24 protein-coding genes are annotated in these 25,107 nt (G+C 41.2%); 23 read left to right on the top strand and 1 reads right to left on the bottom strand.

Annotation, left to right across the window (positions count from 1 at the left end):
- Nucleotides 1-9 precede the first annotated feature (9 nt).
- The 6 genes from ACH9UM_RS06380 to ACH9UM_RS06355 all read left to right on the top strand — a co-directional run bounded on the left by ACH9UM_RS06380 (nucleotide 10) and on the right by ACH9UM_RS06355 (nucleotide 5,429).
- The gene (locus tag ACH9UM_RS06380) at nucleotides 10-1,287 is read left to right on the top strand and encodes a PTS ascorbate transporter subunit IIC (protein WP_004845590.1); all 1,278 of its coding nucleotides are present in this window, start codon (nucleotides 10-12) and stop codon (nucleotides 1,285-1,287) included.
- 36 nt (nucleotides 1,288-1,323) lie between these two features.
- The gene (locus tag ACH9UM_RS06375) at nucleotides 1,324-2,232 is read left to right on the top strand and encodes a phosphotriesterase (RefSeq protein WP_009242271.1); all 909 of its coding nucleotides are present in this window, start codon (nucleotides 1,324-1,326) and stop codon (nucleotides 2,230-2,232) included.
- Between the two features lie 7 nt (nucleotides 2,233-2,239).
- Nucleotides 2,240-2,857, top strand: a complete 618-nt coding sequence (locus ACH9UM_RS06370; RefSeq protein WP_004845592.1) for a bifunctional 4-hydroxy-2-oxoglutarate aldolase/2-dehydro-3-deoxy-phosphogluconate aldolase — start codon at nucleotides 2,240-2,242, stop codon at nucleotides 2,855-2,857.
- On the top strand, nucleotides 2,854-3,597 hold the full coding sequence (locus ACH9UM_RS06365) for a creatininase family protein (protein ID WP_004845593.1): 744 nt from the start codon (nucleotides 2,854-2,856) through the stop codon (nucleotides 3,595-3,597). Before ACH9UM_RS06370 ends, ACH9UM_RS06365 begins: the two co-directional genes overlap by 4 nt.
- A 271-nt stretch (nucleotides 3,598-3,868) precedes the next feature.
- On the top strand, nucleotides 3,869-4,909 hold the full coding sequence (gene argC / locus ACH9UM_RS06360; protein ID WP_004845595.1) for an N-acetyl-gamma-glutamyl-phosphate reductase: 1,041 nt from the start codon (nucleotides 3,869-3,871) through the stop codon (nucleotides 4,907-4,909).
- A gap of 73 nt (nucleotides 4,910-4,982) precedes the next feature.
- A complete protein-coding gene (locus ACH9UM_RS06355; protein WP_004845596.1) occupies nucleotides 4,983-5,429 on the top strand; it encodes a GNAT family N-acetyltransferase in 447 nt (148 codons plus the stop codon).
- Between the two features lie 85 nt (nucleotides 5,430-5,514).
- On the opposite strand, the gene ACH9UM_RS06350 is transcribed toward ACH9UM_RS06355, so the two are convergent.
- Nucleotides 5,515-6,012, bottom strand: coding sequence for a helix-turn-helix domain-containing protein (locus ACH9UM_RS06350; protein ID WP_004845598.1), 498 nt, complete (start codon nucleotides 6,010-6,012; stop codon nucleotides 5,515-5,517).
- 422 nt (nucleotides 6,013-6,434) lie between these two features.
- Between ACH9UM_RS06350 and ACH9UM_RS06345 the strand changes: the two genes are divergently transcribed.
- From ACH9UM_RS06345 to ACH9UM_RS06265, 17 genes are all read left to right on the top strand, one after another.
- Nucleotides 6,435-9,293 (top strand): prealbumin-like fold domain-containing protein, encoded by a 2,859-nt coding sequence (locus ACH9UM_RS06345; protein WP_004845600.1) that lies wholly within the window; start codon nucleotides 6,435-6,437, stop codon nucleotides 9,291-9,293.
- A gap of 4 nt (nucleotides 9,294-9,297) precedes the next feature.
- Nucleotides 9,298-10,905, top strand: a complete 1,608-nt coding sequence (locus ACH9UM_RS06340; protein ID WP_004845601.1) for a SpaH/EbpB family LPXTG-anchored major pilin — start codon at nucleotides 9,298-9,300, stop codon at nucleotides 10,903-10,905.
- A 76-nt stretch (nucleotides 10,906-10,981) separates the two neighbouring features.
- On the top strand, nucleotides 10,982-11,890 hold the full coding sequence (locus ACH9UM_RS06335; RefSeq protein ID WP_004845602.1) for a class C sortase: 909 nt from the start codon (nucleotides 10,982-10,984) through the stop codon (nucleotides 11,888-11,890).
- Nucleotides 11,887-12,591, top strand: a complete 705-nt coding sequence (locus ACH9UM_RS06330; protein ID WP_004845603.1) for a class C sortase — start codon at nucleotides 11,887-11,889, stop codon at nucleotides 12,589-12,591. Before ACH9UM_RS06335 ends, ACH9UM_RS06330 begins: the two co-directional genes overlap by 4 nt.
- 326 nt (nucleotides 12,592-12,917) lie before the next feature.
- Nucleotides 12,918-14,141, top strand: coding sequence for a bifunctional glutamate N-acetyltransferase/amino-acid acetyltransferase ArgJ (argJ, locus tag ACH9UM_RS06325; RefSeq protein ID WP_004845606.1), 1,224 nt, complete (start codon nucleotides 12,918-12,920; stop codon nucleotides 14,139-14,141).
- A 68-nt stretch (nucleotides 14,142-14,209) separates the two neighbouring features.
- On the top strand, nucleotides 14,210-15,112 hold the full coding sequence (gene argB, locus ACH9UM_RS06320; protein WP_004845607.1) for an acetylglutamate kinase: 903 nt from the start codon (nucleotides 14,210-14,212) through the stop codon (nucleotides 15,110-15,112).
- A complete protein-coding gene (locus tag ACH9UM_RS06315) occupies nucleotides 15,102-16,280 on the top strand; it encodes an aspartate aminotransferase family protein (protein WP_004845608.1) in 1,179 nt (392 codons plus the stop codon). The genes argB and ACH9UM_RS06315 overlap by 11 nt, the downstream gene beginning before the upstream one ends.
- Before the next feature lie 140 nt (nucleotides 16,281-16,420).
- Nucleotides 16,421-16,852 (top strand): DMT family transporter, encoded by a 432-nt coding sequence (locus tag ACH9UM_RS06310; RefSeq protein WP_004845609.1) that lies wholly within the window; start codon nucleotides 16,421-16,423, stop codon nucleotides 16,850-16,852.
- 178 nt (nucleotides 16,853-17,030) lie between these two features.
- Entirely contained in the window at nucleotides 17,031-17,708 is a 678-nt protein-coding gene (locus ACH9UM_RS06305) for a ComEA family DNA-binding protein (RefSeq protein ID WP_004845610.1), read from the top strand.
- A 55-nt stretch (nucleotides 17,709-17,763) separates the two neighbouring features.
- Nucleotides 17,764-18,450 carry a response regulator transcription factor gene (locus tag ACH9UM_RS06300; RefSeq protein ID WP_004845611.1) on the top strand — a complete coding sequence of 229 codons (687 nt, stop codon included), beginning with the start codon at nucleotides 17,764-17,766 and terminating at the stop codon, nucleotides 18,448-18,450.
- The gene (locus tag ACH9UM_RS06295) at nucleotides 18,407-19,900 is read left to right on the top strand and encodes a cell wall metabolism sensor histidine kinase WalK (protein WP_004845612.1); all 1,494 of its coding nucleotides are present in this window, start codon (nucleotides 18,407-18,409) and stop codon (nucleotides 19,898-19,900) included. Before ACH9UM_RS06300 ends, ACH9UM_RS06295 begins: the two co-directional genes overlap by 44 nt.
- Nucleotides 19,897-20,865 (top strand): GerMN domain-containing protein, encoded by a 969-nt coding sequence (locus ACH9UM_RS06290; protein WP_004845613.1) that lies wholly within the window; start codon nucleotides 19,897-19,899, stop codon nucleotides 20,863-20,865. The genes ACH9UM_RS06295 and ACH9UM_RS06290 overlap by 4 nt, the downstream gene beginning before the upstream one ends.
- Nucleotides 20,862-21,764, top strand: coding sequence for a ComEC/Rec2 family competence protein (locus ACH9UM_RS06285; RefSeq protein WP_400092315.1), 903 nt, complete (start codon nucleotides 20,862-20,864; stop codon nucleotides 21,762-21,764). Before ACH9UM_RS06290 ends, ACH9UM_RS06285 begins: the two co-directional genes overlap by 4 nt.
- Nucleotides 21,765-21,824: 60 nt before the next feature.
- Entirely contained in the window at nucleotides 21,825-22,022 is a 198-nt protein-coding gene (locus ACH9UM_RS06280) for a SymE family type I addiction module toxin (protein WP_055291112.1), read from the top strand.
- Between the two features lie 213 nt (nucleotides 22,023-22,235).
- Nucleotides 22,236-22,430, top strand: a complete 195-nt coding sequence (locus tag ACH9UM_RS06275; protein ID WP_055291110.1) for a helix-turn-helix domain-containing protein — start codon at nucleotides 22,236-22,238, stop codon at nucleotides 22,428-22,430.
- 24 nt (nucleotides 22,431-22,454) lie between these two features.
- A complete protein-coding gene (locus ACH9UM_RS06270; protein ID WP_055291108.1) occupies nucleotides 22,455-23,954 on the top strand; it encodes a class I SAM-dependent DNA methyltransferase in 1,500 nt (499 codons plus the stop codon).
- Nucleotides 23,944-25,104 carry a restriction endonuclease subunit S gene (locus ACH9UM_RS06265; RefSeq protein ID WP_400092311.1) on the top strand — a complete coding sequence of 387 codons (1,161 nt, stop codon included), beginning with the start codon at nucleotides 23,944-23,946 and terminating at the stop codon, nucleotides 25,102-25,104. Before ACH9UM_RS06270 ends, ACH9UM_RS06265 begins: the two co-directional genes overlap by 11 nt.
- The last annotated feature ends 3 nt before the right edge of the window (nucleotides 25,105-25,107 follow it).

Genomic DNA, 25,107 nt, shown 5'->3' with positions numbered 1-25,107 from the left:
CGGTATATTATGGTGAATTTTTTTGTTAAATTTTTAAGTGAGCCTACAGTTGTATTAGGATTAGTGGCGATGATCGGTCTTATTGCAATGAAAAACAGACCGTCAACCGTGATTCAGGGAACGATGAAAACAATGTTGGGTTTTCTTATCTTGAGCGCCGGATCAAGTTTGATCGCATCTGCGCTGACACCGTTTAGCACAATGTTCAATGCAGCATTTGGAATGTCAGGTGTTGTTCCGGAAGATAACGCATTAGTAGCGGCAGTTCAGACAGTGCTTGGATTTGAAACGCCTATGATTATGCTTTTATCGTTTGTGATTAATATTATTCTGGCGAGAATTACTCCGTTTAAGTACATTTTTCTGACAGGGCATATGATGTTTTCGTTTGCGGGAACTATGGCGATCGTGTTGGATCAGATGGGGATTAACGGATGGATGGCAGTTGCCATAGGTTCTGTTGTCCAGGGAATTTGTATGGTCGTATTTCCTGCAATCGCTCAGCCTTATACAAGGAAAATTTTAAAGACGGATGAAGTTGCATTTGGATTTTGGGGAAGTTCCCTGATTGTTTTTAGTGGATTTGTAGGTCGGCTGGTCAGAAAGAAAAATCGTGATGAAGAAACAGATACATGGGAAAAAGTGAAAGTATCGAATAAACTGGACTTTTTAAAAGATATGTCGATTCTTATGAGTATCGTCATGATAGTAGTTTATATTTTCACGGCTTTGATGGCAGGAACAGAGGTTGTTTCAGAATTGGCGGGAGGACAAAATATAATAGTATATGCTGTTATTCAGGCAATGACATTTGTAGCGGGAGTACTCGTACTTCTTCAAGGTGTCAGAATGTTTCTGGGTGAGATTATCCCGGCGTTTAAAGGAATCAGCGAGAAGCTTATCCCCGGTGCAAGACCTGCTTTAGATGTTCCGATCTTTTATGCAAGCGGTCCGGTTGCTACAACAGTCGGTTTCCTCTGCGCGATGGTAGGCGGGATTCTTGCAACTTTGATTTCAACTCAGTTGAAAGTTGTCGTATTACCGGGAGTGATCGGATTGTTTTTCATGGGAGGCGCTGCCGGAGTATTTGGAGATAAATTAGGAGGAAAAAGAGGATGCGTCGTTGCTTCATTTCTGTTAGGATTTTTATTTACGTTGATAGTTGCGTTGGCATACCCGTTAATTGATGTGACAGGATATGGAGTGGAAGGTCTGTGGTTTGCATCAACAGATGCAATTCTGGTAAGTGTATTTATGCGTTTAATAGGAATGATTGCAGGAGTTTAAAAGAAAAGCGGAAAAATGAAGAAAGGCGGTATGAGAATGAAATTTGCAAGAACAGTTTGCGGAGATATTCAGGCAGAGGAGATGGGATTTACATACCCACATGAACATTTGTATGCAGTTCCGCCGACATGTCAGAAAGACAGGGATTTGGAAGTGAGCGATTATGAAGGCAGCGTAGCAGAATTAAAGCTGTTTAAGTCTGTAGGCGGACAGACATTAGTAGAGGCGTCTACGTTAGATTATGGGCGCAATCTGTCTCTTTTAAAAAAAATGTCTGAAGAGACAGGAGTTCATGTCATTGCAACGACCGGATTTAACAAACATATTTACTATCCGAATTGGGTAGAAGAAAAAAGTACAGAAGAAATTTCCGATATTCTCGCAGACGATATTTTGGAAGGGAGAGACGGAATCAGAGCAGGATTCATAAAAATAGGAACATATTACAATATGATCCATCCACTTGAAGAAAAGACGGCAGTTGCTGCGGCACAGGCGCAGAAAAGGTGTGGAGCGCCGATCTGGGGACATACAGAAGCAGGAACAATGGGAATGGAATTGTTAGATATTCTTGCTCGGGAAAATGTAGATTTTTCCACTGTTGCTTTAGGGCATTTAGATCGAAATCCGGATGAATATTATTTGTTAAAACTTGCTGACCGGGGAATCTATATTCAATTTGATGGACCGGGAAAGGTAAAATACTATCCTGACAGTATCAGAGTTGCATTAATTAAGTCATTGATATCTCACGGATATGCTGATCAGCTTCTTATTTCGGGAGATATGGGGAGAGCCTCTTATCTGGAAGGATACGGAGGAGGTCCGGGATTTCGATATATCAAGACAAAATTTATTCCAAGACTTCTGGACGAAGGGGTGGATGAGGACGTGATTCATAAAATTTTTGTTGAAAATCCAAAGCGATGGCTGGCAGTTTATTAGGGAGAAAATGATGTTAGAAAGTGCAAGACTTGTCTCGATTATTCGGGAAGTGGAAGAAAAAGAAATTATTTCGATCATAGAAGGCCTTGTGGAAGAAGGGATCAGATGGTTTGAGATTTCGCTAAGTGACGGAGAAAACGGCATGAAGTGTATCCGAACAAGCAGAAAGTATTTTGAAGGTCGGGATGTTTATATCGGTGCAGGAACAGTTAAGAAAAAAGAGGAAATTGATGTACTTTCAGATATGGGAGTGCCGTATATTCTGACTCCCGGATTTGATGAGCAGATTGTTCGATATGCATTGGAAAAGAAGATAGAAGTTTTACCCGGAGTGCTGACACCGTCTGAAGTTCAGGCAGCGGTAAATTGTGGAATCCATCTTGCAAAATTATTTCCTGCCGATGCGTTTTCCGATCGTTATATTAAAGCGTTAAAAGGTCCTTTCCCGGAGATGGATTATGTGGCGGTTGGCGGGGTAACACCGGAAAATGCAGTGAATTTCTATAGATTAGGATATAAAGGTGTGGCGGCCGGAAGTAATCTTGTTCCGAAACATGCAAAGAGGAGTGATTTGAAAAAGATCAGAGAAACAGCGCGAAAGTATGTGGAGGTGTCCCAAATATGAGCAATCAAGTAAAAGATATGACATGGCGGGAAGTGCAGGAGCGGTTACGTGAGTTTCCGGTAGTAATCGTTCCTATTGGATCAACGGAACAGCATGGGTATCATCTTCCTATTGGAACAGATGTTTATTTGGCGGAAGCATTGGCTGAAAAGACAGCAGAAAAAACGGGAGCGCTTGTGTATCCAAGTATTCATTTTGGGTATTCTTGGAGTTGGCGTGACAGAATCGGAACTGTAACGATCCGACAGGATATTCTTCGGGAAATATTGAAAGATGTTGTTCGTTCTGTAGAAAGATACGGGGTAAAAATTCTTATTTTTATGAACGGACATGAGGCGAACAGGTCGGTGATAAAATATGCGATACGGGAAATACAAGATGAAACAGATGTGAAAGTGTTGGGGATGTTTTATCCGGGAATGGAAGAAATTTATGATAAATATATGGAAACTCCGACATGGGGAGGAATGTTTCATGCCTGCGAGTTTGAAACGTCACTTATGCTGGCAGTAAAGCCGGAGACAGTTCATATGGAGCGGGCAGTGCAGGAATATCCTGTCAGACCGACTACGTACGGAATGGACAACACATCGATCGGAGAGTTGAGCGTTTCGGGAACATACGGAAATCCGGTACCTGCAACAGAAGAAAAAGGAGAGATGATGCTAGAACAGTTTACAGAAAATATATCTGCTGTTATAGAGGAATGTGTGAAGAAACTGGTTAGAGAAGAAACATAGAAAAAAATAATAGAAAGAAATATAAAAATATCGGAAATCGAACCGTAAGCTGAAGTTTAATTCGGAGAGCGTCTCGATTTCCGATATTTTTTGTAAGTGGATATAAGTTAAATACAGATTAATGTATTTGATAACAGAAAAAACTTGCATATTATGCAAGAATGATGTATTATTATGCAAAAAGAATGCATATTCATTTTATTTTTTGTGAAGAAATATTGAGACAGGGCAGGTTTGTGAAAAGCAAACAGCAGAGAGGAGCGAATAGATTATGATAAAAGTTGGAATTATCGGTGCAACAGGATATGCCGGAGGTGAACTGGTCAGAATATTGACAGGGCATAGAGAGGCGGAAATTAAATGGTACGGTTCGAGAAGTTACATAGATAAAAAATATGCGGACGTATATCAAAATATGTTTCAGATCATAGATGCGGTCTGCATGGATGATAATATGGAAGAACTGGCATCACAGGTAGATGTGATTTTTACGGCTACGCCGCAGGGATTATGTGCGTCTCTTGTAAACGAAGAAATTTTGTCAAAGACAAAGATTATAGATTTAAGCGCGGATTTCCGTCTGAAAGACGTAAAAATATACGAGGAATGGTATAAGCTCGAACATAAATCCCCACAGTTTATTGAAGAAGCGGTGTACGGATTATGTGAAGTTAATCGGGAAGATGTGAAGAAGGCCCGTCTCGTGGCGAATCCGGGATGCTATACGACTTGTTCCATTTTGACGGCATATCCGTTGGCAAAAGAAGGGCTGATCGATATGGACACCTTGATCATCGATGCAAAATCAGGAACGTCAGGAGCGGGAAGAGGAGCAAAACTGCCGAATCTTTACTGCGAAGTGAATGAAAATATTAAAGCATACGGAGTGGCGACACACAGACATACGCCCGAAATCGAAGAACAGCTTGGATACGCATCCGGGAAAAAAGTCGTTCTTAATTTTACGCCGCATTTAGTTCCGATGAACAGAGGAATTTTAGTTACAGAGTATGCAAAACTTACGAAAGAAGTAAGCTATGAAGACGTAAAGGCTGTATATGATAAATATTATGGCGGTGAAAAATTTGTGCGTGTGCTTCAAAAAGACGTATGCCCTGAAACGAAATGGGTGGAAGGAAGTAATTATGTCGATATCGGGTTTAAGATCGATCCACGGACAAATCGGATTATTATGATGGGAGCGATCGATAATCTGGTTAAAGGAGCGGCAGGACAGGCGGTTCAGAATATGAATCTGATGTTCGGACTTCCGGAAAGTGAAGGCCTTGAGCTTGTTCCGATGTTTCCTTAAGATGTATATCGTGCAAAAAGCAGCAGGGCAGAAAGTAAAACCAAACGGGAAAAAACAGAGGAGATGATGCAGTATGGTACGGATCATGACGATAGAAGATTATGAGGGGGTATATGCCCTTTGGAAAAAAATAAAAGGATTTGGTATCCGAAGTATCGATGATTCAAAAGAAGGAGTGGCGCGCTTTTTGAAACGAAACCCGACGACAAGTGTCGTGGCAGAAAAAGACGGTCGCATTGTCGGAAGTATTTTGTGCGGTCACGACGGAAGACGGGGGTGTTTGTATCATGTCTGTGTAGATGAAGATTACAGACGTCACGGAATCGGAAAAAGGATGGTTGTTTTTGCGATGAAAGCGCTGAAAGAAGAAAAGATTAATAAAGTATCTTTGATCGCATTTACGGAAAATGATATTGGAAATGCATTTTGGAATACAATCGGATGGACGGAGCGTCTGGATCTGAATTATTATGATTTTACGTTAAATGAAGAAAATATAACTGCATTTAACGGTCAATAGTCTGTTTGAATAAAGTTATCATATGAGAGTTATACAAAAAACAGAGCTGTACAGATCGGCAGCTCTGTTTTTTGTATAGACATCTTTATTCGTGGATTTTGATTCCTTCAAAAAACGCTTCATAAGGGACATTGTAGATTGTTTTTAAGCATACAAGATCTGTAACTTTAAGATTTCGTTTTCCGCGTTCAATATTTGCATAAGCAGCCCGGTGAATAAAAGTTCCCATCTCATTCATTGCATCGGTTAACTGTTGTTGTGTATATTCATGGGATGTTCTTAAGAGTGCGAGATTATCGGTGAAAGTAGGATGTCTAAGTAACATAGTTATCGAAGTTCGTGGAAGTGTGGCAGGAGAAAGACCGACAAAGAAATCAGAGTAAGGAATACGATAGATATTTTTTAAAATAACTAAGTCAAAAACTTTGATATTGCCGGAACCGGATTCAATGAATTTATAAACTTCACGAGTAATAGTACTCCCGCGTATTTGCATCTGGATAACTAATTTTTCTTGAGAAAAATGATGCTTATATCGTAAATACTTTAGTGTGGACGCAAAAATTTGTTTTGGATTTTGCATATAGCGTCTCCTTTCGAGTGGTAGTTTGCTGAGTTTTTAGCGAAATTTTGGCAATAGATAGTTACATTTTCTCTTGAGTCTATAGGTTTGTTATGCTAATATTGGTAATGTCTAGTTACTATATGGGATTGACAGATAAAATATTCCGAAAAGTAACTTTTTCTGAGGGGCAAAAAGGAAGCGGCTTTTTGTTTTTGCAACGACGACGAGCTAAAGTCCGGATTTGTCCGAGAACTTGGAAGCCGCCTGCAATCCAAGAATGCGTCTTTTGGCACTTTGGGTGAGTGGAACAGAGGGAGAGGAAAAGAGGCGATGTGAAGGGAAATTCTCACTAATATCTTCTGCTTTTCACAGCAGTATAGTAGAAAGGAGTTGGGATGCGATGAGCAGAACAATAGAGAAGATGGGGAGAGGAGTAGATAATGAATAAAATAAAAAGGGGCGTGTCACTGTTATTATGCAGTTTGCTATTTGGTTCTGCCGTAACATTGGGGAATGTGGCCGATGTACAGGCAGGCAAACAGATAAAGACAGAGACAAAACAAACAATAAATAATACGAAAACAAAGAAGAAAGTTTCCGACGATCAGACATCAGGTAAGACAGGGCGGAATGAGGAAAATAAAGCAGGGGAAGGAGCGCAGACTGATATTGCTGAATCAAAAGTAACTTTTTTTGTGTTGCCTGTTTATACACAAGGAACTACGGCAATCAGTATAGACAGAGATATAGGCATCGGGCAGATTATGGACGTTGGTTTTACAGATCGTAATTTTGCCGTTGCAGTTTATGATTCTTTGTTTGAAGCAGGATGGATGGGAACACCGGGGCAAAGCGTGAAAGAAGTTTTAGGGTCTTTTACGGGGATGATAAAAGCAGACGGATATGCAAGGAAAGTAACATATATAGCATCTGCACAGATGGCTACGTTTATTCCATCGTTTGAAATTAAGGATATATCAAAAGAATTTAATACGCAGGAAGAGGCAAACAAGTATCTGGAGTCATTAGTGGATGAGCCCGGAGCTGTGCAATATGCAAATAAGAAAGTTGAGAAAAAAACAGAACAGTTAGACACTCAGAAGCCGGAGAATGAATTGATCAAAAGTATCGAAGGAATCGAGTGGCTTAGAAAAGCCGGAATGATCGACTTAGAGAACAATGCCATTTCGGATTTGTCGCCTTTATCAATAAATTATTTGGAATCATTAGGTTCTGCGGAAGGATTGACCGATATTGATGAAGGAAAAAAGTGGTTTGGAGAGCAGCTTAGAAATACACATCTTAATATATCTTTAAATCCGGTGCGAAAATATCCGGTAATAGCCGGAGGGCGTTTGATCATAAAGCAAACGCTCGACCAGGCGTTTAAATTAGGAGCAGATCCGGTAATTTTGATCAAACCGGAAGATAATTCAGATGAAAATATAAAGAATATAAATCTGTCAATTCCTTATATTGAACGCGGTGGACTTCGTATTGAAATATTAAAAGACCAAGATGCTACGATGATTCAGTCTACCAATATCGATGGCGCTTATTTGGACTATGATAAACTGACAGATGAAATATTTCCGGTGCGTAATGTTTCGTCAAGTGGATATGTGAGATGCGGTTTGGGAACAGATAATGTGTTGTGGTATTATGGCACGGCGGAAAATGCGGAAACAGATATGTCGACGATCGGAAGTTCAAGCATGAAATTTTTAATTAATCATATGATCCGTATTTATGTAAAAGTAAAACCGGAACCCGCAGAAACAAAGCTTACTTTGACAAAAACGGTAGCAGGCACCGACGAAGGAAGATTCAGACCTGTAAAAGATGCAAAATTTAAGCTGTATAAAGCCGTTCGGGACGAGGAAGGCAATTTTGTAAAAGGAGAGCTGTATCAGCCGGATGAGTATATAACAGATGAAGAGGGAAAGATAAATTTTAGTACGGAGATTCCGAACGGAGACTATTGTTTTGCAGAAACAGAAGCTCCGGAAGGTTTTGAGTTAAACAGTGATCCTGTCTTTTTCTCGGTTGGGGGCGGTGAAATGGAAATCACAGGCGGAGAACAGACGGTAACGCCTACAGAAGGAGAATCCACATCAGCCGGGGAAAACAGTACATATATCGATCGATATTCGCCGGATGTAAATATTAAAGTTACTCCGGGAACAGGGATGGTGTTAGATCAGATCATTGTAACGTATTTTGACCGGAAAACGCAGAAGAATACCGGGAAGACCTTTACAAATGAGACGGGAGAAGCGGCAAAAAACGCCGCTGAGTTTATTAACAAAGGAAAAGGTGATGAAAAAGAGGCCGGGGTGATTGACGGTACGGTAACAGTTCAACCGATTTACAGATTGAAGGCGAATCTTACAGTCGGAAATGACAGAGAAAAAACGGACTTTGTTTTTAAAAAGGTAAGCGCAGAAGATCAAACTGTGATGGAAGGAGTTCGGTTTAAACTAACATGTAATCATAAACATGATAAAAAGTGCAAAGGCTTGATTTCACCGGAGTCTTGTACACATGCACATAACGATAAGACGGGATTTGTGGATGAACAAGGATGTACATGGAGCGCGGAAGAGGTAAGCAAGGCTGATGGAATCGTGAAGTTTTCAGAACTTGTATCCGGCGAATACATATTATCAGAAGAGGCGACATTGGATGGATTCATTTTGCCGGAAGGAACATGGACAGTAACCGTCGATGCACATAAAGATGAAGTTAAAGTAGAAAAAACAGAAAAAGACGATTCCACAGTTCCGCAGTTCGAAAAAAAAGATGGAATTCTTCAAGTGGAAAATGAACCTACAGTCCCGTTTTCCTTCATAAAAGTAGATGAAAAAACAGGAAATGAGCTTGCGGGCGCGGAATTTACCCTTTATCAGGGTGATGAGAACGATGCCGACAAATGGAGCATTGTAGGAGGTCCGGTTGTATCATCAGAAGAAGGAATTGTTGATTTCGGTCGGTTGAAACAAGGGGAATATTTTCTTAAAGAGACAAAAGCTCCGAAAGGATATTTGAAACCGACGGGATATTGGAAGGTGACTATTGCTGTTACAGATGATGCCAGTAAGAAAGTCACTTTTGAAGCAAGAGGCGACGTACCGGCAATCAGTGGAAATCATATAGAAGGATTTAAGGTTTCTAACAGAGAGACAAGCCTCCTTCCGAAGATGGGAGGAAACGGTACGAAGATTTTTGTGTTCAGTGGATTTATGATCATCTGTTGTTCACTTGTATTATATTTTAGATTCAAAAGAAAAGGAGCTTAAAATTATGGGAAAGATTTTGAAATATATGACAACGATAGCTCTGGCAGCAGTAATGTTGTTTGGAACAATGACGACGGCGTTTGCTGTGGAAAATAGCGGACAAGTAGTGGGTAATGACCAGAAAGGTTCTATTACGATTCATAAATATAAGATGCCTGATGCAGAAAATGCGTTTGAATCAAACACAGAAAACGGCGGTATTGAAATGGATAGTCTTCCTGAAACGGCAGAACCGCTGGCAAATGTTAAGTTTCAGGTTACAAAAATGGAGCAGGACCAAGCGGGAAAATGGAACGAAACGACAATATCTCGTACGGTAGTTACGAATGAGTCCGGAGAAGCAGTTTTGGAAGATCTTCCGTTGGGCAGATACAAAGTAGAAGAGTTAGGTTTGGATTCATCCGATGGAAGTGATGCGGTTCTTCCGAATGAGAAAGATGATGCGATGGTAGGAAAAGCATTTTATGTTGATGTTCCGATGACGCAGGCAGACGGTCAGACACTTAATTATAATGTACATGTATATCCAAAGAATGAAGTGCTGTCTATTGAAAAGGATGTTACATATGCAGGAAATAAGCATGATTCTTTTGATATGCAAGAGAATCAGACGTGGATTATCCATACGGCGATTCCGGGTAATATTGCATTGACAAATGATAACGGCAGCTATGATACCGCAAAATTATACAAAGTGACAGATAAAATCGATTCTCAGCTTACATATAAAGGGAACATTGTTGTTAAAGCGGTAGATAAGGATTATAAAACGGTAATAGATGAGTTAGAAAAAGATACGGATTATTCAGTGGAAGAGCCGGCAGAAGGAAATGAGAATACATTGATAATAAGTCTGACCGATGCGGGAAAAATAAAATTGAAAAAAGCGATTAATAATCCGGATGCTCAGGCTGCATTTCTTCAGATCCGTTTTGATACGATGATCAATAAAACGGCAAAAACAGGGGAAGCAATTTATAATGACGCAGATTTGAAATTTACAACTGCAAAGGGTACGGCTGTTGATGTAAGCGTGCCTGAAAACGAGCGGCCGGAAGTACATACCGGAAAGATTGCCATTAAAAAGGTTGGGGAAAAGGCAGACGGAACACCTTTAAAAGATGTTGAATTTATGATTTTCGACAGTACGGAAAAAGCACAGGCAGCAGTAAAACTTCTCCAAAATAATAAGGCGGGAGAAATTACAGGAGCTTTGAAGGTATATGATCCGAATCAAAAGGAATTTACTACAGTTGTAAAGACGAACGATAAGGGCGTTGCAGAGTTTAGAGGTCTTGCATATTATACAAATAAGGCGAATGAAGAAAATAAAGTTCAAGGTGACGACGCAGCTACCGGAGCAAAGAAGTATTATCTTGTAGAGACAAAAACGGTAAAAGGATATCAGCTTCCGAGTAAATATTTTGAAGTGACAGTGAATCACGATTCATCTACTGCTACGGTTCCAAGCGATACGATCATAAACACAAAACCGAGTAAACTTCCGGCAGCAGGTGGAAATGGAACGATCATTTTTACGGCAGTCGGTCTGACGGTTATGGCAGCGGCGGGCATTATTATTTTTATGTCCAGAAAGAAAAAAGATCGCTGATCAATAGAAAGCAGATTGAAAGACTAAGAAGGAAGAGGGAGGGAGTCTTAGAAGACGAACCTCCCTTTAGGTGATTATGAGCAGAAGTAAAAAGCTAATCGTAACGGCTCTTTTTCTGATCGGAGCATGTATACTGTTGTATCCGGCAGTCAGTAACAAGCTTGCAGAGCGGCACCAGGCAGAGATGATCAGTCGTTATGAGCAGACGGTTGAAGAACTTCCGAAGACAGATATGAAATCAGAGTGGGAAAAGGCTGTAAAGTATAATGAATCTGTTACGGGAATGTCTGTAGAAGATCCGTTTATATTAGGAAGCGGCTCTGTTTTGCCCGGTAATTATAAAGATGTGCTCAATGTAGAAGAAAAAGAAGGAGTGATGGGATATATTGAAATTCCGGCGATCGACGTTATGCTCCCGATCTATCATGGAGTCAGTGAGAGGGTGTTGAGACGGGGCGTCGGACATATGGAAACAACGGCTCTTCCTATAGGCGGAAAAGGTACGCATTCGGTTCTTGCATCCCACAGAGGATTGTCTACTGCAAAATTGTTTACAGATTTGGATCGAATGAAGGAAGGGGATTTGTTTTATATCCATGTATTGGATCATCTTCTTACTTATGAGGTAGATCAGATTTCAGTGATAGAGCCGGAAGATACAGATGCATTGCGTCCGATAGCGGATAAGGAATACATAACGCTCTTAACGTGTACGCCGTACGGGGTAAACAGTCATAGACTGCTTGTCCGGGGAGAAAAAATATGTGATGAAATCGTGAAGGAAAGCGAAGAGAAAGAGTCGGATACGGCGAAAAAAGAGCGGGATATAACGGAGATGATCGCATATGGCGCAGCGGTATTTGCCCTCGTCAGTTTATTCGTTGCTGCAGTGGCGGTGTGTGTAAGGAAAATGAAGAAAAAACGAAGGACAAGGGGCAGAAAGAAAAAAGCCGGGAAGAGAAGTCTAAAAAGGAGAAAAAGATGAAAAGAGTGAGAAAACAAAGAAAACTTTTTATTTTCGGTCTGATTCTTCTTTTGATCGGATGCGGGATTCTGCTTTATCCGCATATTCTTCAGAAATTTTATAAGATAAAGACAGAGAGTATGTTTCGTCAGTTTGAAGAAACGACGGAGAATGTCCGGGATGCGAATCCTGAAAAATATGCCCGGCTTTATGAAGAAATGAAGAACTATAACGAAGAACTTATAAAAAACAATCAGGAAAATCTGGCAGATCCGTATGCATATGCAAACCCGGCAATCCGTTTGGAAGAGTACGGAGTAGAAGATGGAATTGCAGGATATATTAAAATTCCGGTTATGGATCTTGAGCTTCCGTTATATTTGGGCGCTAACGAAGAAAATATGTCAAAAGGAGCTGCTCAGCTTACGGAAACGTCGATGCCGATCGGTGGGAATAATACGAATATGGCGGTTGTCGCACATCGGGGATACAGTTATGCAAAGATGTTTCGTGAGATTGAAAAATTGAAAATCGGGGATGAAATATTTATTACAAACTTCTGGGAAACGATGACTTATAAAGTGGAACGGATAGAGGTGATATCTCCGGATGAGATTGATAAGATCAGAATACAGGAAGGCAAAGATATGGTGACTCTTGTGACTTGTCATCCATATCCTCACAATTATCAGCGGTATTTAGTTTATTGTGAGAGAGTTTGAATCCATGTCCGGTAATTTAAAAATGATTCGTATAGCCCGTAATTCAAAAGATGAAATAGTTGACAAAACAGATTTTATTTCATAATATAATAGCTAATAATATTTGCGTATAGAATTTAGACGGTTAGATGATTTAAAACAATCGTCGACACAGAAAAAGGCGGGGGGAGAACAAAAAACAGAAATACAGACGTTTTGATAAAGAAACGGTTCTTCTTTCATTAAAGTGAAATCGCGGATTGACTTCGCCTCTTTTAAGAGGCGGAGTTTTCTTTTATAGAAGAAACTTTGACAGAACATATAGGGTACAAAAAGGAGAGGACAAAATGAAAGTGATCGATGGCGGAGTAACAGCGGCAAAAGGATTTCAGGCAGCGGCAGCGGCAGCGGGCATCAAGTATAAAGACCGTACCGATATGGCGCTGATCTACAGTGAAAAGCCGTGTAAGGCGGCGGGAACTTTTACAACAAACCTTGTGAAAGCGGCTCCTGTAAAGTGGGATCGCGCGATCGTGGAGTCAAAGCGGAAACCACAGGCAGTGATCGTAAATTCCGGCATTGCAAATGCATGTACCGGAGAAGAGGGAATGAAATATTGTGAAGAAACGGCAAAAGAGGCGGCTTGTGTTCTTGGCGTAGAGGCGGAAAGCGTGCTTGTCGGTTCCACAGGAGTGATTGGTATGCAGCTTCCGATGGACCGGGTGAAATCGGGAATCAAAATGCTGGCAGAGGCAAAGAACAGCAGCAAAGAAAAGGGAACAGAGGCAGCAAAAGCGATCATGACAACGGATACAAAGAAGAAAGAAGCGGCAGTTACCTTTGAGATCGGAGGGAAGACCGTGACGATCGGCGGGATGTCAAAGGGATCGGGAATGATTCATCCAAATATGTGTACAATGTTAGCCTTTCTGATAACGGATGCCGCAATTACAAAAAAAGCGCTTCAGTGTGCGTTAAGTGAAGATGTGGAAGATACTTACAACATGATTTCCGTAGACGGAGATACATCTACAAACGATACGGTTCTTTTGCTGGCTAACGGAATGGCAGATAATAAGAAGATTAAATATGGAACAAAAGAATACGAACAGTTTAAGAAAGCTCTCCATTATGTCAATGAAACGCTTGCAAAAGAGATGGCGGGAGACGGAGAAGGCGCGACGGCGCTTTTTGAAGTAAAAGTCGTAGGCGCGAAGACGAAAGAGCAGGCAAAGGTTTTGTCGAAATCGATCGTCTGCTCAAATTTGACGAAAACGGCAATAGCAGGTCACGATGCGAACTGGGGCAGAATCCTCTGTGCGATGGGATATTCGGGAGCACAGTTTGATCCTGAGAAGGTGGATTTGTTTTTTGAAAGTGCGGCAGGAAAGCTTCAGATCATTGAAAACGGTGTTGCGCTAAATTACAGTGAGGAAAAAGCAACGGAAATTTTATCTGAGCCTAAGGTGACTGCGATCGCCGATCTGAAAGAAGGTGATGCCGCGGCAACGGCATGGGGATGCGATCTGACTCATGAATATATCAGCATTAATGCAGATTACAGAAGCTAGAACATGTCAGTGAAAAAAGAGTTATTTGCAGGATCAAAGATACGAGACAAAAAGATTGGAGAGAGAACATGAATAAAAACATGCAGCAATATCTTGATAAAGCAGAAGTTTTGATTGAAGCTTTGCCGTATATCCAGCGGTTCAACCGAAAGATCATCGTTGTGAAATACGGCGGAAGCGCTATGATCGACGAAGAATTGAAAAAGCGCGTTATTGAGGATGTGACGCTTTTGAAGCTTGTCGGATTTAAGCCGATCATCGTACATGGCGGCGGAAAAGAGATTAGCAAATGGGTTGAAAAAGCCGGTATGGAACCGAAGTTTATCAATGGGCTTCGTGTGACAGACAAAGATACGATGGAATTAGCCGAGATGGTACTTGGAAAAGTAAATAAAAGTCTTGTTCAACTTGTTGAGAGCCTTGGCGTGAGGTCGATCGGTATCAGCGGTAAGGACGGAGCTTTGTTAAAGGTGGCGAAGAAATACTCTGACGGTCAGGATATCGGATATGTAGGAGAAGTTACAGAGGTAAATGAACAGATTATTTACGATCTCCTGGAAAAAGATTTCCTTCCCATCATTTGTCCGGTCGGTATGGATGAAAATTACCATACATATAATATTAATGCAGATGATGCGGCGTGTGCGATCGCGCGCGCGGTGAAAGCGGAAAAATTAGCGTTTTTGACTGATATCGAGGGAGTGTATAAAGATCCGGAAGATCCGTCTACCTTAATCTCGGAACTTTGTGTAAAAGAGGCGGAAAAACTAATGACAGAAGGTTATATCGGAGGGGGAATGCTTCCGAAACTTCAGAACTGTATCGATGCGATCGAAGCAGGTGTTTCAAGAGTGCATATTCTTGACGGAAGGATTCCGCATTGTCTTCTTCTTGAGATTTTCACTAATAAAGGGATCGGAACAGCGATTTTAAATAGTACAGAAAGCAGGTATAATCACGATGAACAGTAAGATACAGGCGGCAGAGGAAAACCTTATTCATGTATATAATCGTTTTCCGATCGCACTTGACCATGGAAAGGGAATGTATCTGTATGATACAGACGGAAAAGAATATCTTGATTTTGCGGCAGGCTTCGCAGTGACAGGGCTTGGGTATGACAATAAAGAATTAAACGAGGCGCTGAAAAAACAAATTGATAAATTATACCATACGTCCAACCTTTATTATCATGAAAGCTGCGGGGAAGCGGCGGAAGCGCTGAATAAAGTCAGCGGAATGGATCGGGTATTTTTTACAAACAGCGGCGGCGAAGCAAATGAAGGGGCTTTAAAAGCAGCGAGACGATATGCATATACAAAAGGATCGGGACGATATGAATTTATCGCTATGGAAAACTCGTTTCACGGCAGATCATTTGGAGCGGTATCGGTTACAGGACATGATTCTTACAGAGAACCTTTTGAGCCGCTTGTTCCGGGGGTAAAGTTTGCAAAATTTAACGATCTTGACAGTGTGAAGTCGCTTGTGAATGAGAAAACGTGTGCGATTATTTTAGAACCGCTTCAGGGAGAGGGCGGCATTCATCTGGCGACACAGGAATTTATGGAAGGGATCAGAAAGCTCTGTGATGAAAACGATATCCTTATGATCTGTGACGAAGTACAGTGCGGCATGGGCAGAACAGGTACGATGTTTGCATGGCAGGGGTACGGAGTAAAGCCGGACATCCTTACGATGGCGAAAGCGATCGGAAACGGCATTCCGGTCGGCGCGTTTGCAATGACGGAAGAGGTTGCCGGATATTCTCTTAAACCGGGAGATCACGGGGCGACATACGGAGGAAATCCGCTTGCGTGCACGGCGGTAAAGACAGTTCTTTCCATTTTTGAGAGAAAAAATATTGTAGGACATGTCAATGAGATAGCTCCATACTTTACAGAAAAATTAGAAGAACTTAAAGCGGAATTTGACTGTGTGACAGAGCGAAGAGGAAAAGGTCTGATGCAGGGTCTTGTGATCACAAAGCCGATCAAAGAGATCAATGATCGTGCGATTGAAGAAGGTCTGCTTATCATACAGGCGCAGGGAAACGTAATCCGTTTTGTTCCTCCGCTGATCGTAGAAAAAGAGCATATCGATCAGATGGTTGAGAAGATGCGCAGAATACTTGCATAAAAGTGTTTCCGTAAAGATATTTCTCCAATGTTTTCATAAGAGAAAATGTTACATAAATAGACAGAATAAGAAACCGGTCGAAGGACATACTAAAGGAAGTTAGAAAAATTGTTTGATCTAAACAGTTCGGAGGTATGTATATGATCGGTTTTTTAATTGCTCTTTTGTCCGGAGCGCTTATGAGTATTCAGGGAGTATTTAACACACAGGTTACGAAGACAACAGGAATGTGGGTCGGAAACGGCTGGGTACAGTTTACGGCTTTTGCGGTTTGTCTTGCGATGTGGTTTTTTACCGGAAGAGATCAGGTTTCACAGCTTATGGAAGTACAGCCGAAATATATGCTGTTAGGCGGTGTGATCGGCGCAGGGATCACATGGACGGTTATAAAAAGTATCGAAGCGTTAGGGCCTGCGCGTTCAGCTCTTCTCATTGTGATCGCACAGCTTACGGTTGCTTATCTGATCCAGCTTTTCGGATTGTTTGGAATGGATCGGGAGCCGTTCTCATGGAGAAAAGCAGGTGGTCTCCTTCTTGCGGTTGCCGGCATAGCAGTTTTTCAATGGAAATAAAAGTAATAAATCTGTAATATATATGTTTTTTTTGTAAAGAAAAAGAAAGTTGTCCTTAATAGGTTGACAGAGATGTAACAAGACGTTAATTGTCTATTGTAATTTTAGTAAAAATTCGTTACAATATTAATGTCCGACATAAAGGGGTAATTCTCCCGGCAAAGCTGAGGAGAAGAATATGCAAGACAATCAGAAAAAATACAGAAAAAAATACGCTGTCATGACAGTGTTCTTTCTTATTTCGGCAAGTTTCCTGTTTGGGTGCGGGAACAAAGATTCGGCCGTTCCTGAAACAGAAGAATTTTTATTTTCTGCGGAAGAAGAAAAGTCGGATCATACATCACAAAAGAGCGAAGAGCCAGCAGAGAAGGCAGAAAGAAAAAAGGCGGAAGCGGACAGCGGTACAGTGGAAGAAAATCCGGAGCGTAAAAAAGTATTCGTATATGTTTGCGGAGAAGTTCAGGCTTCGGGCGTATATGAACTGGAACAGGATTCCAGAGTGTTTGAAGCGATTGCGAAAGCGGGCGGGCTGACAGAAAACGCTGCGGCGGAAGCGGTTAATCAGGCGAGGGTTGTCGTTGACGGAGAACAGATTTATGTGCCTTCTTTAGATGAAGTGAAAGGCGCAGGGGTTGTATCGGAAGTGACCGAACGTACGGACGATGGGAAGATAAATATTAATACAGCCGAAAAAGAGGAACTCATGACGCTTACAGGAGTCGGAGAGGCGAAAGCGCAAAGTATAATCGCATATCGGGAAGAACACGGCGGCTTTCAGTCAATCGAAGAATTGATGCAGATTGAGGGAATCAAAGAGGGAGTATTTAATAAAATAAAAGAAGACATAACGATCTGACATAAGAGAGCGGTTTTGTATACCGCAGTGCATAAGGAGTCGAAAAAAGAGGAGTATGGGTAAGAGAATTTTAGTTGTTGATGATGAGAAGCTGATCGTAAAAGGAATCCGCTTCAGCCTCGAGCAGGAAGGCATGGAAGTAGACTGCGCCTATGACGGCGAGGAGGCTTTGGAATACGCAAAGGCATGTGAATATGATCTTGTCCTTTTGGATGTGATGCTGCCGAAACTGGACGGTTTTCAGGTGTGTCAGCAGATTCGGGAATTTTCGGATATGCCGGTTGTGATGCTGACGGCAAAGAGCGAGGATATGGACAAGATACTGGGACTGGAATACGGTGCGGATGATTATATAACGAAACCGTTTAACATTTTAGAGGTGAAGGCGAGGATCAAAGCCATCATGAGGCGGACGTCGAAACGGAAAGAACCGGCAGGCGGACCGGTGCTGATCAAAGGAAGCTTAAAGATTGATTGTGAGAGCAGAAGAGTATTTATCGGAGAGAGAGAGATCAATCTTACGGCAAAAGAATTTGATGTTTTAGAGCTTCTGGCAATGAATCCAAACAAAGTATACAGCAGAGAAAATCTGCTGAATCTGGTGTGGGGATATGATTACCCGGGAGATGCAAGAACAGTAGACGTACATATCCGAAGGCTTCGTGAGAAGATTGAGATGAATCCGAGTGAACCGAAATATGTACATACAAAGTGGGGAGTGGGTTATTATTTCCAAGATTAAATATCAATTTGTATCCAACCGTAAAATTATCGGGAACATGCGTTTTTGTGTGATTCTTTGTACAATGCTGGCAGGGCTGATACCCTGCCTTGCAACACTTTTCGGAATCGTAGCATTTTACGAGTCGCGTGCGGTCGAACTTCGGACTGCGGAAATCCAAAATCAATGTACAATATTAAGCAATCAGCTCTCGGCATACGGATATCTTTCCGATCCGACTTCGGAAGTGATCGATTCTAATCTGACGCAGCTGACGAATATATATAACGGCAGAGTTATGATCATGGATGAAGATCTCTGCGTAATTAAAGATACATATAATCTCGATGAAGGAAAGACGAATGTATCGGAAAGCGTCGTTCGGTGCATGCGCACAAAGCCGACGAACCACTATGATAAAAAGAATCATTATATCGAAGTGACTTCACCGATCAATATCCCGGGGAAAAAGAAGATAGACGGTGTGATTTTAGCAAGTGTCTCTACAGACAGTATTGAAGTTACAAAACAGGTATTTTATACGCATGGAGGTGTCGTAGTAGGAATAGCGGCGATTTTCCTGGCTGTTTTCGGGGTGGCCCTTGCCAATAAACTTGTAAAACCGATTCATAAGATTACAGGGGCGATTGAAAATGTGAGTGAAGGATACAGTGACGATGTGCTGCACGTAGACACGTTTGCGGAGACAAGTCAGCTAAGTGAAGCGTTCAACAAAATGCTCGGCAGACTAAAGCAGCTGGACGACTCCAGAGAAGAGTTTGTCTCAAACGTTTCCCATGAACTGAAAACTCCGATGACATCGATGAAAGTGCTGGCAGATTCGCTTCTTGAGCAGGAAAACCTTCCTGTGGAAATGTACCGTGAATTTATGGAAGATATCGCGAAAGAAATCGACCGGGAAAATCAGATCATAACAGATCTTCTTTCTCTTGTGAAAATGAATCGGACCGGTCAGACGATGAACATTCAGCAGGTGAATATCAACGACTTGCTTGAACAAATATTAAAGAGGCTGAAACCGATCGCGGAAAAGAAAAATGTTGAGATGGTCATGGAAAGTTTCCGTCCGGTGAGCGCAGAGATTGATGAGACGAAATTTACACTTGCCGTTTCAAATCTTGTGGAAAATGCGATTAAATATAATCATGAAAACGGATGGGTTCATGTGTCTTTAAATGCCGATCATAAATATTTTTATTTAAAAGTAGAAGATTCCGGTCTTGGAATCCCTCAGGAAGATCAGGCACATATATTTGAGAGGTTTTACCGGGTAGACAAGTCTCATTCCAGAGAAATCGGCGGAACGGGACTGGGGCTTGCGATCGCCAGAAACGCAGTGATCGTTCACAGAGGATCGATCAAAGTGCATAGTAACGAAGGCGAGGGAACGACATTTACAGTTCGGATTCCGCTGATCTATACAACAGTGCCGGAAGGAGTGGGGAGATGAAAAGGAACAGGAAACTTGCGGTCGTAATATGCATTTGTCTTATTTTGTCCTTGTGTCTGCCGTTTTTCCTTTCAGGCTGCCGGAAGAAGAAAATAGATTCGGAGATGTCAGTCTATTATCTTAATGAAGACAGAACAGGACTTGTTAAAGCGCCCTATGAAACCGGGAAAACGGCAAAAGGCAAGAAGATGACGGACAAAGAAATCTGCGGTATGGCAGAGGATATACTGGAAACGCTTCGGAAACCATCGGATAAAATCGAAAATGTTCCTCCGATTCCGAATGAAGTATCTGTACAAAAATGTGAACTGCGGGGGAGTATATTAGATATCGACTTCAATAAAGCGTATTTAAAAGTAAACAGTCTGGAAGAAAAGCTTATGAGGGCATCTATTGTATGTTCGCTTTCGGAAATTGAAGGGGTCAACGCAGTACTGTTTACGATCGACGGAGAGTCGCTTAAAGACAGTGACGGCAATTCGATCGGACTTATGACAGAAGATGATTTCGTAGAAAACACAGGATCGTCACCGAGCGCCTACCAGACGGTAGAATTAACGCTTTATTTTGCAAATGAAAGCGGAGATAAGCTTGTTCCGCAAAAAGTTTCGGCAAGGTACAGCAGTAATTTGTCGAAAGAGAAAATGATCGTTGAGAAACTGATGCAGGGTCCTGAAAGCGGAGCTTATCCGACGATCAACCCGAATGCAAATCTGTTGGGAGTGACGATCAAAGATGATATTTGTTATGTGAATTTCGATAGTACGTTTCTGAACGGAGAGTATGATATCCTGCCGAAACTTACGATTTATTCAATCGTAAATTCGCTTGTTGAGGGAACAGAGGCGACGCAGGTTCAGATTACGATTAACGGAGAGTCAAAAGCTAAGTATATGGGCACTGTGGATCTTTCACAGCCGCTGAAAGAAAATTTAGAGTTGGTCGCAGCCGATGACAAAAAATGAAAAGACGACCATTATGTATATTTTGCGTACTGTTTCTTACAGTACAGGCGATAAGGGTGCTGTTTTTCGGCGCGGGAGATTACACTTCCGCGCTTGGGCAGATCGTAAACCGAAACAATAAAGGAGAAATCAATCTTATATTGACGGGAACGGCAGATAGGATTGATGAAAAAGAATCTGTAACGGCAGTCCGTGTAAAGGGGAATGCCGTCTCTTTTTATAGTGGCAGCGATCGAAAGATCGCAAGGCAGTCTGTATTCGGAAAAAGCGACGGGCATCGTTCTTCCTATGATTTCAGTCAAGAGCTGCCAAGAAAAATATGGGAAGAGAAAGTGCTTGTTTATCTTGAAAAAGAAGATGCGGCACATATCAAAATCGGAAATAAACTAAAAATAAAAGGAAAGGCGTCTGCATTTGAGACTGCACGTAATCCGGGCAATTTTGATCAGAGAGCTTATTACAAAAGGCAGAAAATAGGCGCATATGTATGGGCGGATGAAGTCGGTATATTATCCGGGCAGACTGAATGCATCAGACAATTCCTGCATGAATTCAGGCAAGGTTGGAAGAAACTCCTTGTAGGGTGTTTGGGCAGTTATTATGGAAACACGATAAGTGCGATCCTTCTCGGAGAAAAAGGAGACCTTGATCCATATATGAAAAAGTTGTATCAGAAAAACGGGATCGGTCATCTGCTGGCCATATCAGGTGTTAAAACTTTAAAGTTGGATATTCCACTAGTGCCTGAAACCTGCATAAAATGGGCATTTATGCCGCTACATATCGCTAAAATTTACATTTTAAAACTGTGCTTAGACGAGGAAATTATTCCTCGTTGTCGTTTCCCTTGTTCAAGGGGGTATCTCACAAAATGTATAAATCAGCAAAAGAAGCAATAATTCAGCGTAAGTTTAATCTTATGGCAGAAGTCTAAAAAATGGCAAAAGGAGAAGATGAATATGGCATATAAAAAATATAGAGAAATGAAGGTTTATGAAGCAAGAGGGTACCAGTATAAGCAGACACCGAGTATTGTTTTGAAAGGAAAATGGCTTTCAGAGTTGGGATTTAACATTGGAGAACAGATTGAGGTGAAATGTGAGGATGGACGGTTAATTATAACGAAGGCGAATGAGATATGGAGTGCTGAAGCTTAATAGAGGCTTTTACTTTTTAAACACTGTTCATTATTATATCAAAAAATAAAAATGAAAAAGCTATAAGGCATTAAAGCTAGATTGAGTTGATACCAACCCAATGAATAGTATTTTCTGTTCAAACCAACTAGGGCTTCTTTTGGTTGATTTCCGGCGGTAATACGAATATAATATTTATTAGGTGAAAGTATGCGATTTCATAGGAGAAAATGAATGGAATATTTAACAGTGAAAGAAATTGCTGAAAAATGGGGAATCTCAGAAAGGCGCCTTCAAACGATGTGTAAAGAAGGAATGGTTGAGGGGAGTAAAAGATTTGGGAGATCATGGGCAATTCCAGAGGATGCGGTAAAGCCTGTTGATCGTAGAATAAAATCTGGGAAATATATGAAAGGTAAAAAAAACTAGAAAAAATGACGGAGGTAAATATAAATGGCGAAAAATACAGCCGACATAGGATTTGAAAAACAGATATGGGATGCAGCCTGTGTGCTTCGTGGTAACATGGATGCGTCAGAATATAAGAATGTTGTACTGGGGTTGATTTTTCTAAAGTACATTTCAGATCGATTCGATGACAAGTATCAGGAGCTGAAAGATGAGGGCGACGGATTTGAGGAGGATATTGATGAATATACTTCCGAAGGCATTTTCTTTGTACCTGTAGGTGCACGTTGGAATGAGATTGCAGCGAAGGCACATACACCAGAAATCGGTACAGTTATTGATGATGCCATGCGTGCTATCGAAAAGGAAAATAAGCGTTTGAAAGATATTCTTCCTAAGAATTTCGCACGTCCAGAACTGGATAAACGAAGATTGGGGGATGTGGTGGATTTATTCACTAATATCCAGATGATTGAACACGGCAGCGAAAAAGATATTTTGGGACGTACATATGAGTATTGTCTTTCCATGTTTGCAGAACAGGAAGGAAAGCGTGGTGGTGAATTCTTTACTCCGTCATGTGTAGTTCGGACTCTGGTAGAGGTGCTGAAACCATATAAAGGTCGAGTATATGATCCTTGTTGCGGATCAGGTGGTATGTTCGTTCAGTCCGCAAAGTTTGTAGAAAACCATAGTGGTAATATCAGCAATATCTCTATTTATGGACAGGACTCCAATCCGACTACATGGAAGATGGCACAGATGAACCTTGCGATTCGTGGAATTGAGCCGGATCTTAGCACTTACGCAGCAGATACCTTTTTAGATGACCGTCATCCTACATTGCGTGCAGACTATATTATGGCAAATCCCCCATTTAACCTTTCTGACTGGGGTGCTGATAAATTAAAAGAGGATGTGCGCTGGCAGTACGGTATGCCACCTGCAGGAAATGCCAACTTTGCATGGTTGCAACATATGATTTATCATCTTGCACCGGCCGGAAGAATTGGTATGGTTCTTGCTAATGGTTCATTATCTTCTCAGTCAGGTGGTGAGGGTGAAATCCGTAAGAATATTATCAATGCAGATTTGGTTGAATGTATTGTTGCAATGCCTACACAGCTTTTCTATACGACGCAGATTCCGGTTTCACTCTGGTTTATCAATAAACAGAAAAAACAGACCGGAAAGACACTGTTTATTGATGCTCGTAAGATGGGAACTATGGTCAGTCGCAAACTTCGTGAGCTTACAGATGATGATATTAAGAAGATTTCAGATACTTATGAATCATTTGCAGACGGAATGCTGGAAGATGTGAAGGGCTTCTGTGCTGTTGCTGATATAGCAGAAATCGAAAAGCAGGATTATATTCTTACTCCGGGTCGATACGTTGGCATTGAGGAACAGGAAGATGATGGGGAACCATTTGAAGAAAAGATGGATCGTCTGACATCGGAGCTTTCGGAAATGTTTGCTAAGAGCCATGAACTCGAAGATGAAATTCGTAGGAAACTGGGGGCGATTGGGTATGAAATTTAATATATGGGAAGATTGCCCAAAAGTTCCAATTACAGAATTACTTTCTTTTATTGTTGATAATAGAGGGAAAACCGTTCCTACAGCGAATGATGGATGGAAGCTTATAGCAACAAACTGCGTTACAAACAACACACTGTTTCCAGTATATGAGAAGGTGAGATATCTTACACAAGAAACTTATGAAACGTGGTTTCGAGCACATCCTATGCCGGGAGATATTTTATTTGTTAACAAAGGTACTCCAGGACGGGTTTGTATGGTTCCGGATCCAGTAGATTTTTGTATAGCTCAGGATATGATTGCCCTGCGAGCTGATGATAAGAAAATTTATAACAAATACCTTTTTGCTGTTTTAAGAAGCCGAGAAATTCAACAACAGATATATAATACAAACGTTGGGGATGTTATACCGCACTTTAAGAAGCAATTTATGGATCAGTTATTAATTCCTGTTCCAGACAGAAAGATTCAAGAGAAAATAGGAAACCTATATTATCAATTGAGCTACAAAGTGGAATTAAACAAAAAGATAAATGAGAATTTATACGAACAAATGCTTTCTATTTTTAATAATGCAAGACGGACTTCAGCATGGAACAAACATAAGCTTGGTGATGTGCTGATATTCTTTGATAATCTCCGGAAACCACTTTCTTCCATACAACGGGAGAAAATGGCACACATTTATCCGTATTATGGGGCAGCATCTATTGTGGATTACGTTGAAGATTATCTATTTGATGGAACATATATTCTTATCAGCGAGGATGGCGCTAATGTAATTGATTCATTTGGACACCCATTAACGCAATATACTTATGGGAAGTTTTGGGTTAATAATCACGCTCATATTGTAAAGGGATCTAACGATTATTCCGAAGCCTTGGTATATGCTATGCTTGGAACGCTAAATATGCAAAGCATTGTTACAGGTGCTGCTCAGCCCAAAATCAACCAGGCAAATTTGCGTAATTTTGAAGCAGTTTTACCTGAAAGTGAAGAAGCTCAGGTTTTATCGGAACTATTAAATCCTATGTTACAACAAATGTTACACCATGATCAAGAAAACGAAAAACTTTCTGAATTAAGAGATATATTATTGCCTCAGCTAATGTCTGGTGCACTTGATGTATCCGCCATTGACCTTTAAGCC

Source organism: Mediterraneibacter torques (assembly GCF_044591705.1).
GTDB classification, from domain to species: Bacteria; Bacillota; Clostridia; order Lachnospirales; family Lachnospiraceae; genus Mediterraneibacter; species Mediterraneibacter torques.
Note: the sequence above shows the minus strand (reverse complement) of the source record. Positions and strands in the feature narration are given on the sequence as shown.

What these genes read in the sequence shown, in the direction of transcription:
- ACH9UM_RS06380 (WP_004845590.1), top strand. Translation starts at nt 10, where the DNA reads ATGGTGAATTTTTTTGTTAAATTTTTAAGTGAGCCTACAGTTGTATTA.
- ACH9UM_RS06375 (WP_009242271.1), top strand. Translation starts at nt 1,324, where the DNA reads ATGAAATTTGCAAGAACAGTTTGCGGAGATATTCAGGCAGAGGAGATG.
- ACH9UM_RS06370 (WP_004845592.1), top strand. Translation starts at nt 2,240, where the DNA reads ATGATGTTAGAAAGTGCAAGACTTGTCTCGATTATTCGGGAAGTGGAA.
- ACH9UM_RS06365 (WP_004845593.1), top strand. Translation starts at nt 2,854, where the DNA reads ATGAGCAATCAAGTAAAAGATATGACATGGCGGGAAGTGCAGGAGCGG.
- argC (WP_004845595.1), top strand. Translation starts at nt 3,869, where the DNA reads ATGATAAAAGTTGGAATTATCGGTGCAACAGGATATGCCGGAGGTGAA.
- ACH9UM_RS06355 (WP_004845596.1), top strand. Translation starts at nt 4,983, where the DNA reads ATGGTACGGATCATGACGATAGAAGATTATGAGGGGGTATATGCCCTT.
- ACH9UM_RS06350 (WP_004845598.1), bottom strand. Translation starts at nt 6,012, where the DNA reads ATGCAAAATCCAAAACAAATTTTTGCGTCCACACTAAAGTATTTACGA.
- ACH9UM_RS06345 (WP_004845600.1), top strand. Translation starts at nt 6,435, where the DNA reads ATGAATAAAATAAAAAGGGGCGTGTCACTGTTATTATGCAGTTTGCTA.
- ACH9UM_RS06340 (WP_004845601.1), top strand. Translation starts at nt 9,298, where the DNA reads ATGGGAAAGATTTTGAAATATATGACAACGATAGCTCTGGCAGCAGTA.
- ACH9UM_RS06335 (WP_004845602.1), top strand. Translation starts at nt 10,982, where the DNA reads ATGAGCAGAAGTAAAAAGCTAATCGTAACGGCTCTTTTTCTGATCGGA.
- ACH9UM_RS06330 (WP_004845603.1), top strand. Translation starts at nt 11,887, where the DNA reads ATGAAAAGAGTGAGAAAACAAAGAAAACTTTTTATTTTCGGTCTGATT.
- argJ (WP_004845606.1), top strand. Translation starts at nt 12,918, where the DNA reads ATGAAAGTGATCGATGGCGGAGTAACAGCGGCAAAAGGATTTCAGGCA.
- argB (WP_004845607.1), top strand. Translation starts at nt 14,210, where the DNA reads ATGAATAAAAACATGCAGCAATATCTTGATAAAGCAGAAGTTTTGATT.
- ACH9UM_RS06315 (WP_004845608.1), top strand. Translation starts at nt 15,102, where the DNA reads ATGAACAGTAAGATACAGGCGGCAGAGGAAAACCTTATTCATGTATAT.
- ACH9UM_RS06310 (WP_004845609.1), top strand. Translation starts at nt 16,421, where the DNA reads ATGATCGGTTTTTTAATTGCTCTTTTGTCCGGAGCGCTTATGAGTATT.
- ACH9UM_RS06305 (WP_004845610.1), top strand. Translation starts at nt 17,031, where the DNA reads ATGCAAGACAATCAGAAAAAATACAGAAAAAAATACGCTGTCATGACA.
- ACH9UM_RS06300 (WP_004845611.1), top strand. Translation starts at nt 17,764, where the DNA reads ATGGGTAAGAGAATTTTAGTTGTTGATGATGAGAAGCTGATCGTAAAA.
- ACH9UM_RS06295 (WP_004845612.1), top strand. Translation starts at nt 18,407, where the DNA reads ATGTACATACAAAGTGGGGAGTGGGTTATTATTTCCAAGATTAAATAT.
- ACH9UM_RS06290 (WP_004845613.1), top strand. Translation starts at nt 19,897, where the DNA reads ATGAAAAGGAACAGGAAACTTGCGGTCGTAATATGCATTTGTCTTATT.
- ACH9UM_RS06285 (WP_400092315.1), top strand. Translation starts at nt 20,862, where the DNA reads ATGAAAAGACGACCATTATGTATATTTTGCGTACTGTTTCTTACAGTA.
- ACH9UM_RS06280 (WP_055291112.1), top strand. Translation starts at nt 21,825, where the DNA reads ATGGCATATAAAAAATATAGAGAAATGAAGGTTTATGAAGCAAGAGGG.
- ACH9UM_RS06275 (WP_055291110.1), top strand. Translation starts at nt 22,236, where the DNA reads ATGGAATATTTAACAGTGAAAGAAATTGCTGAAAAATGGGGAATCTCA.
- ACH9UM_RS06270 (WP_055291108.1), top strand. Translation starts at nt 22,455, where the DNA reads ATGGCGAAAAATACAGCCGACATAGGATTTGAAAAACAGATATGGGAT.
- ACH9UM_RS06265 (WP_400092311.1), top strand. Translation starts at nt 23,944, where the DNA reads ATGAAATTTAATATATGGGAAGATTGCCCAAAAGTTCCAATTACAGAA.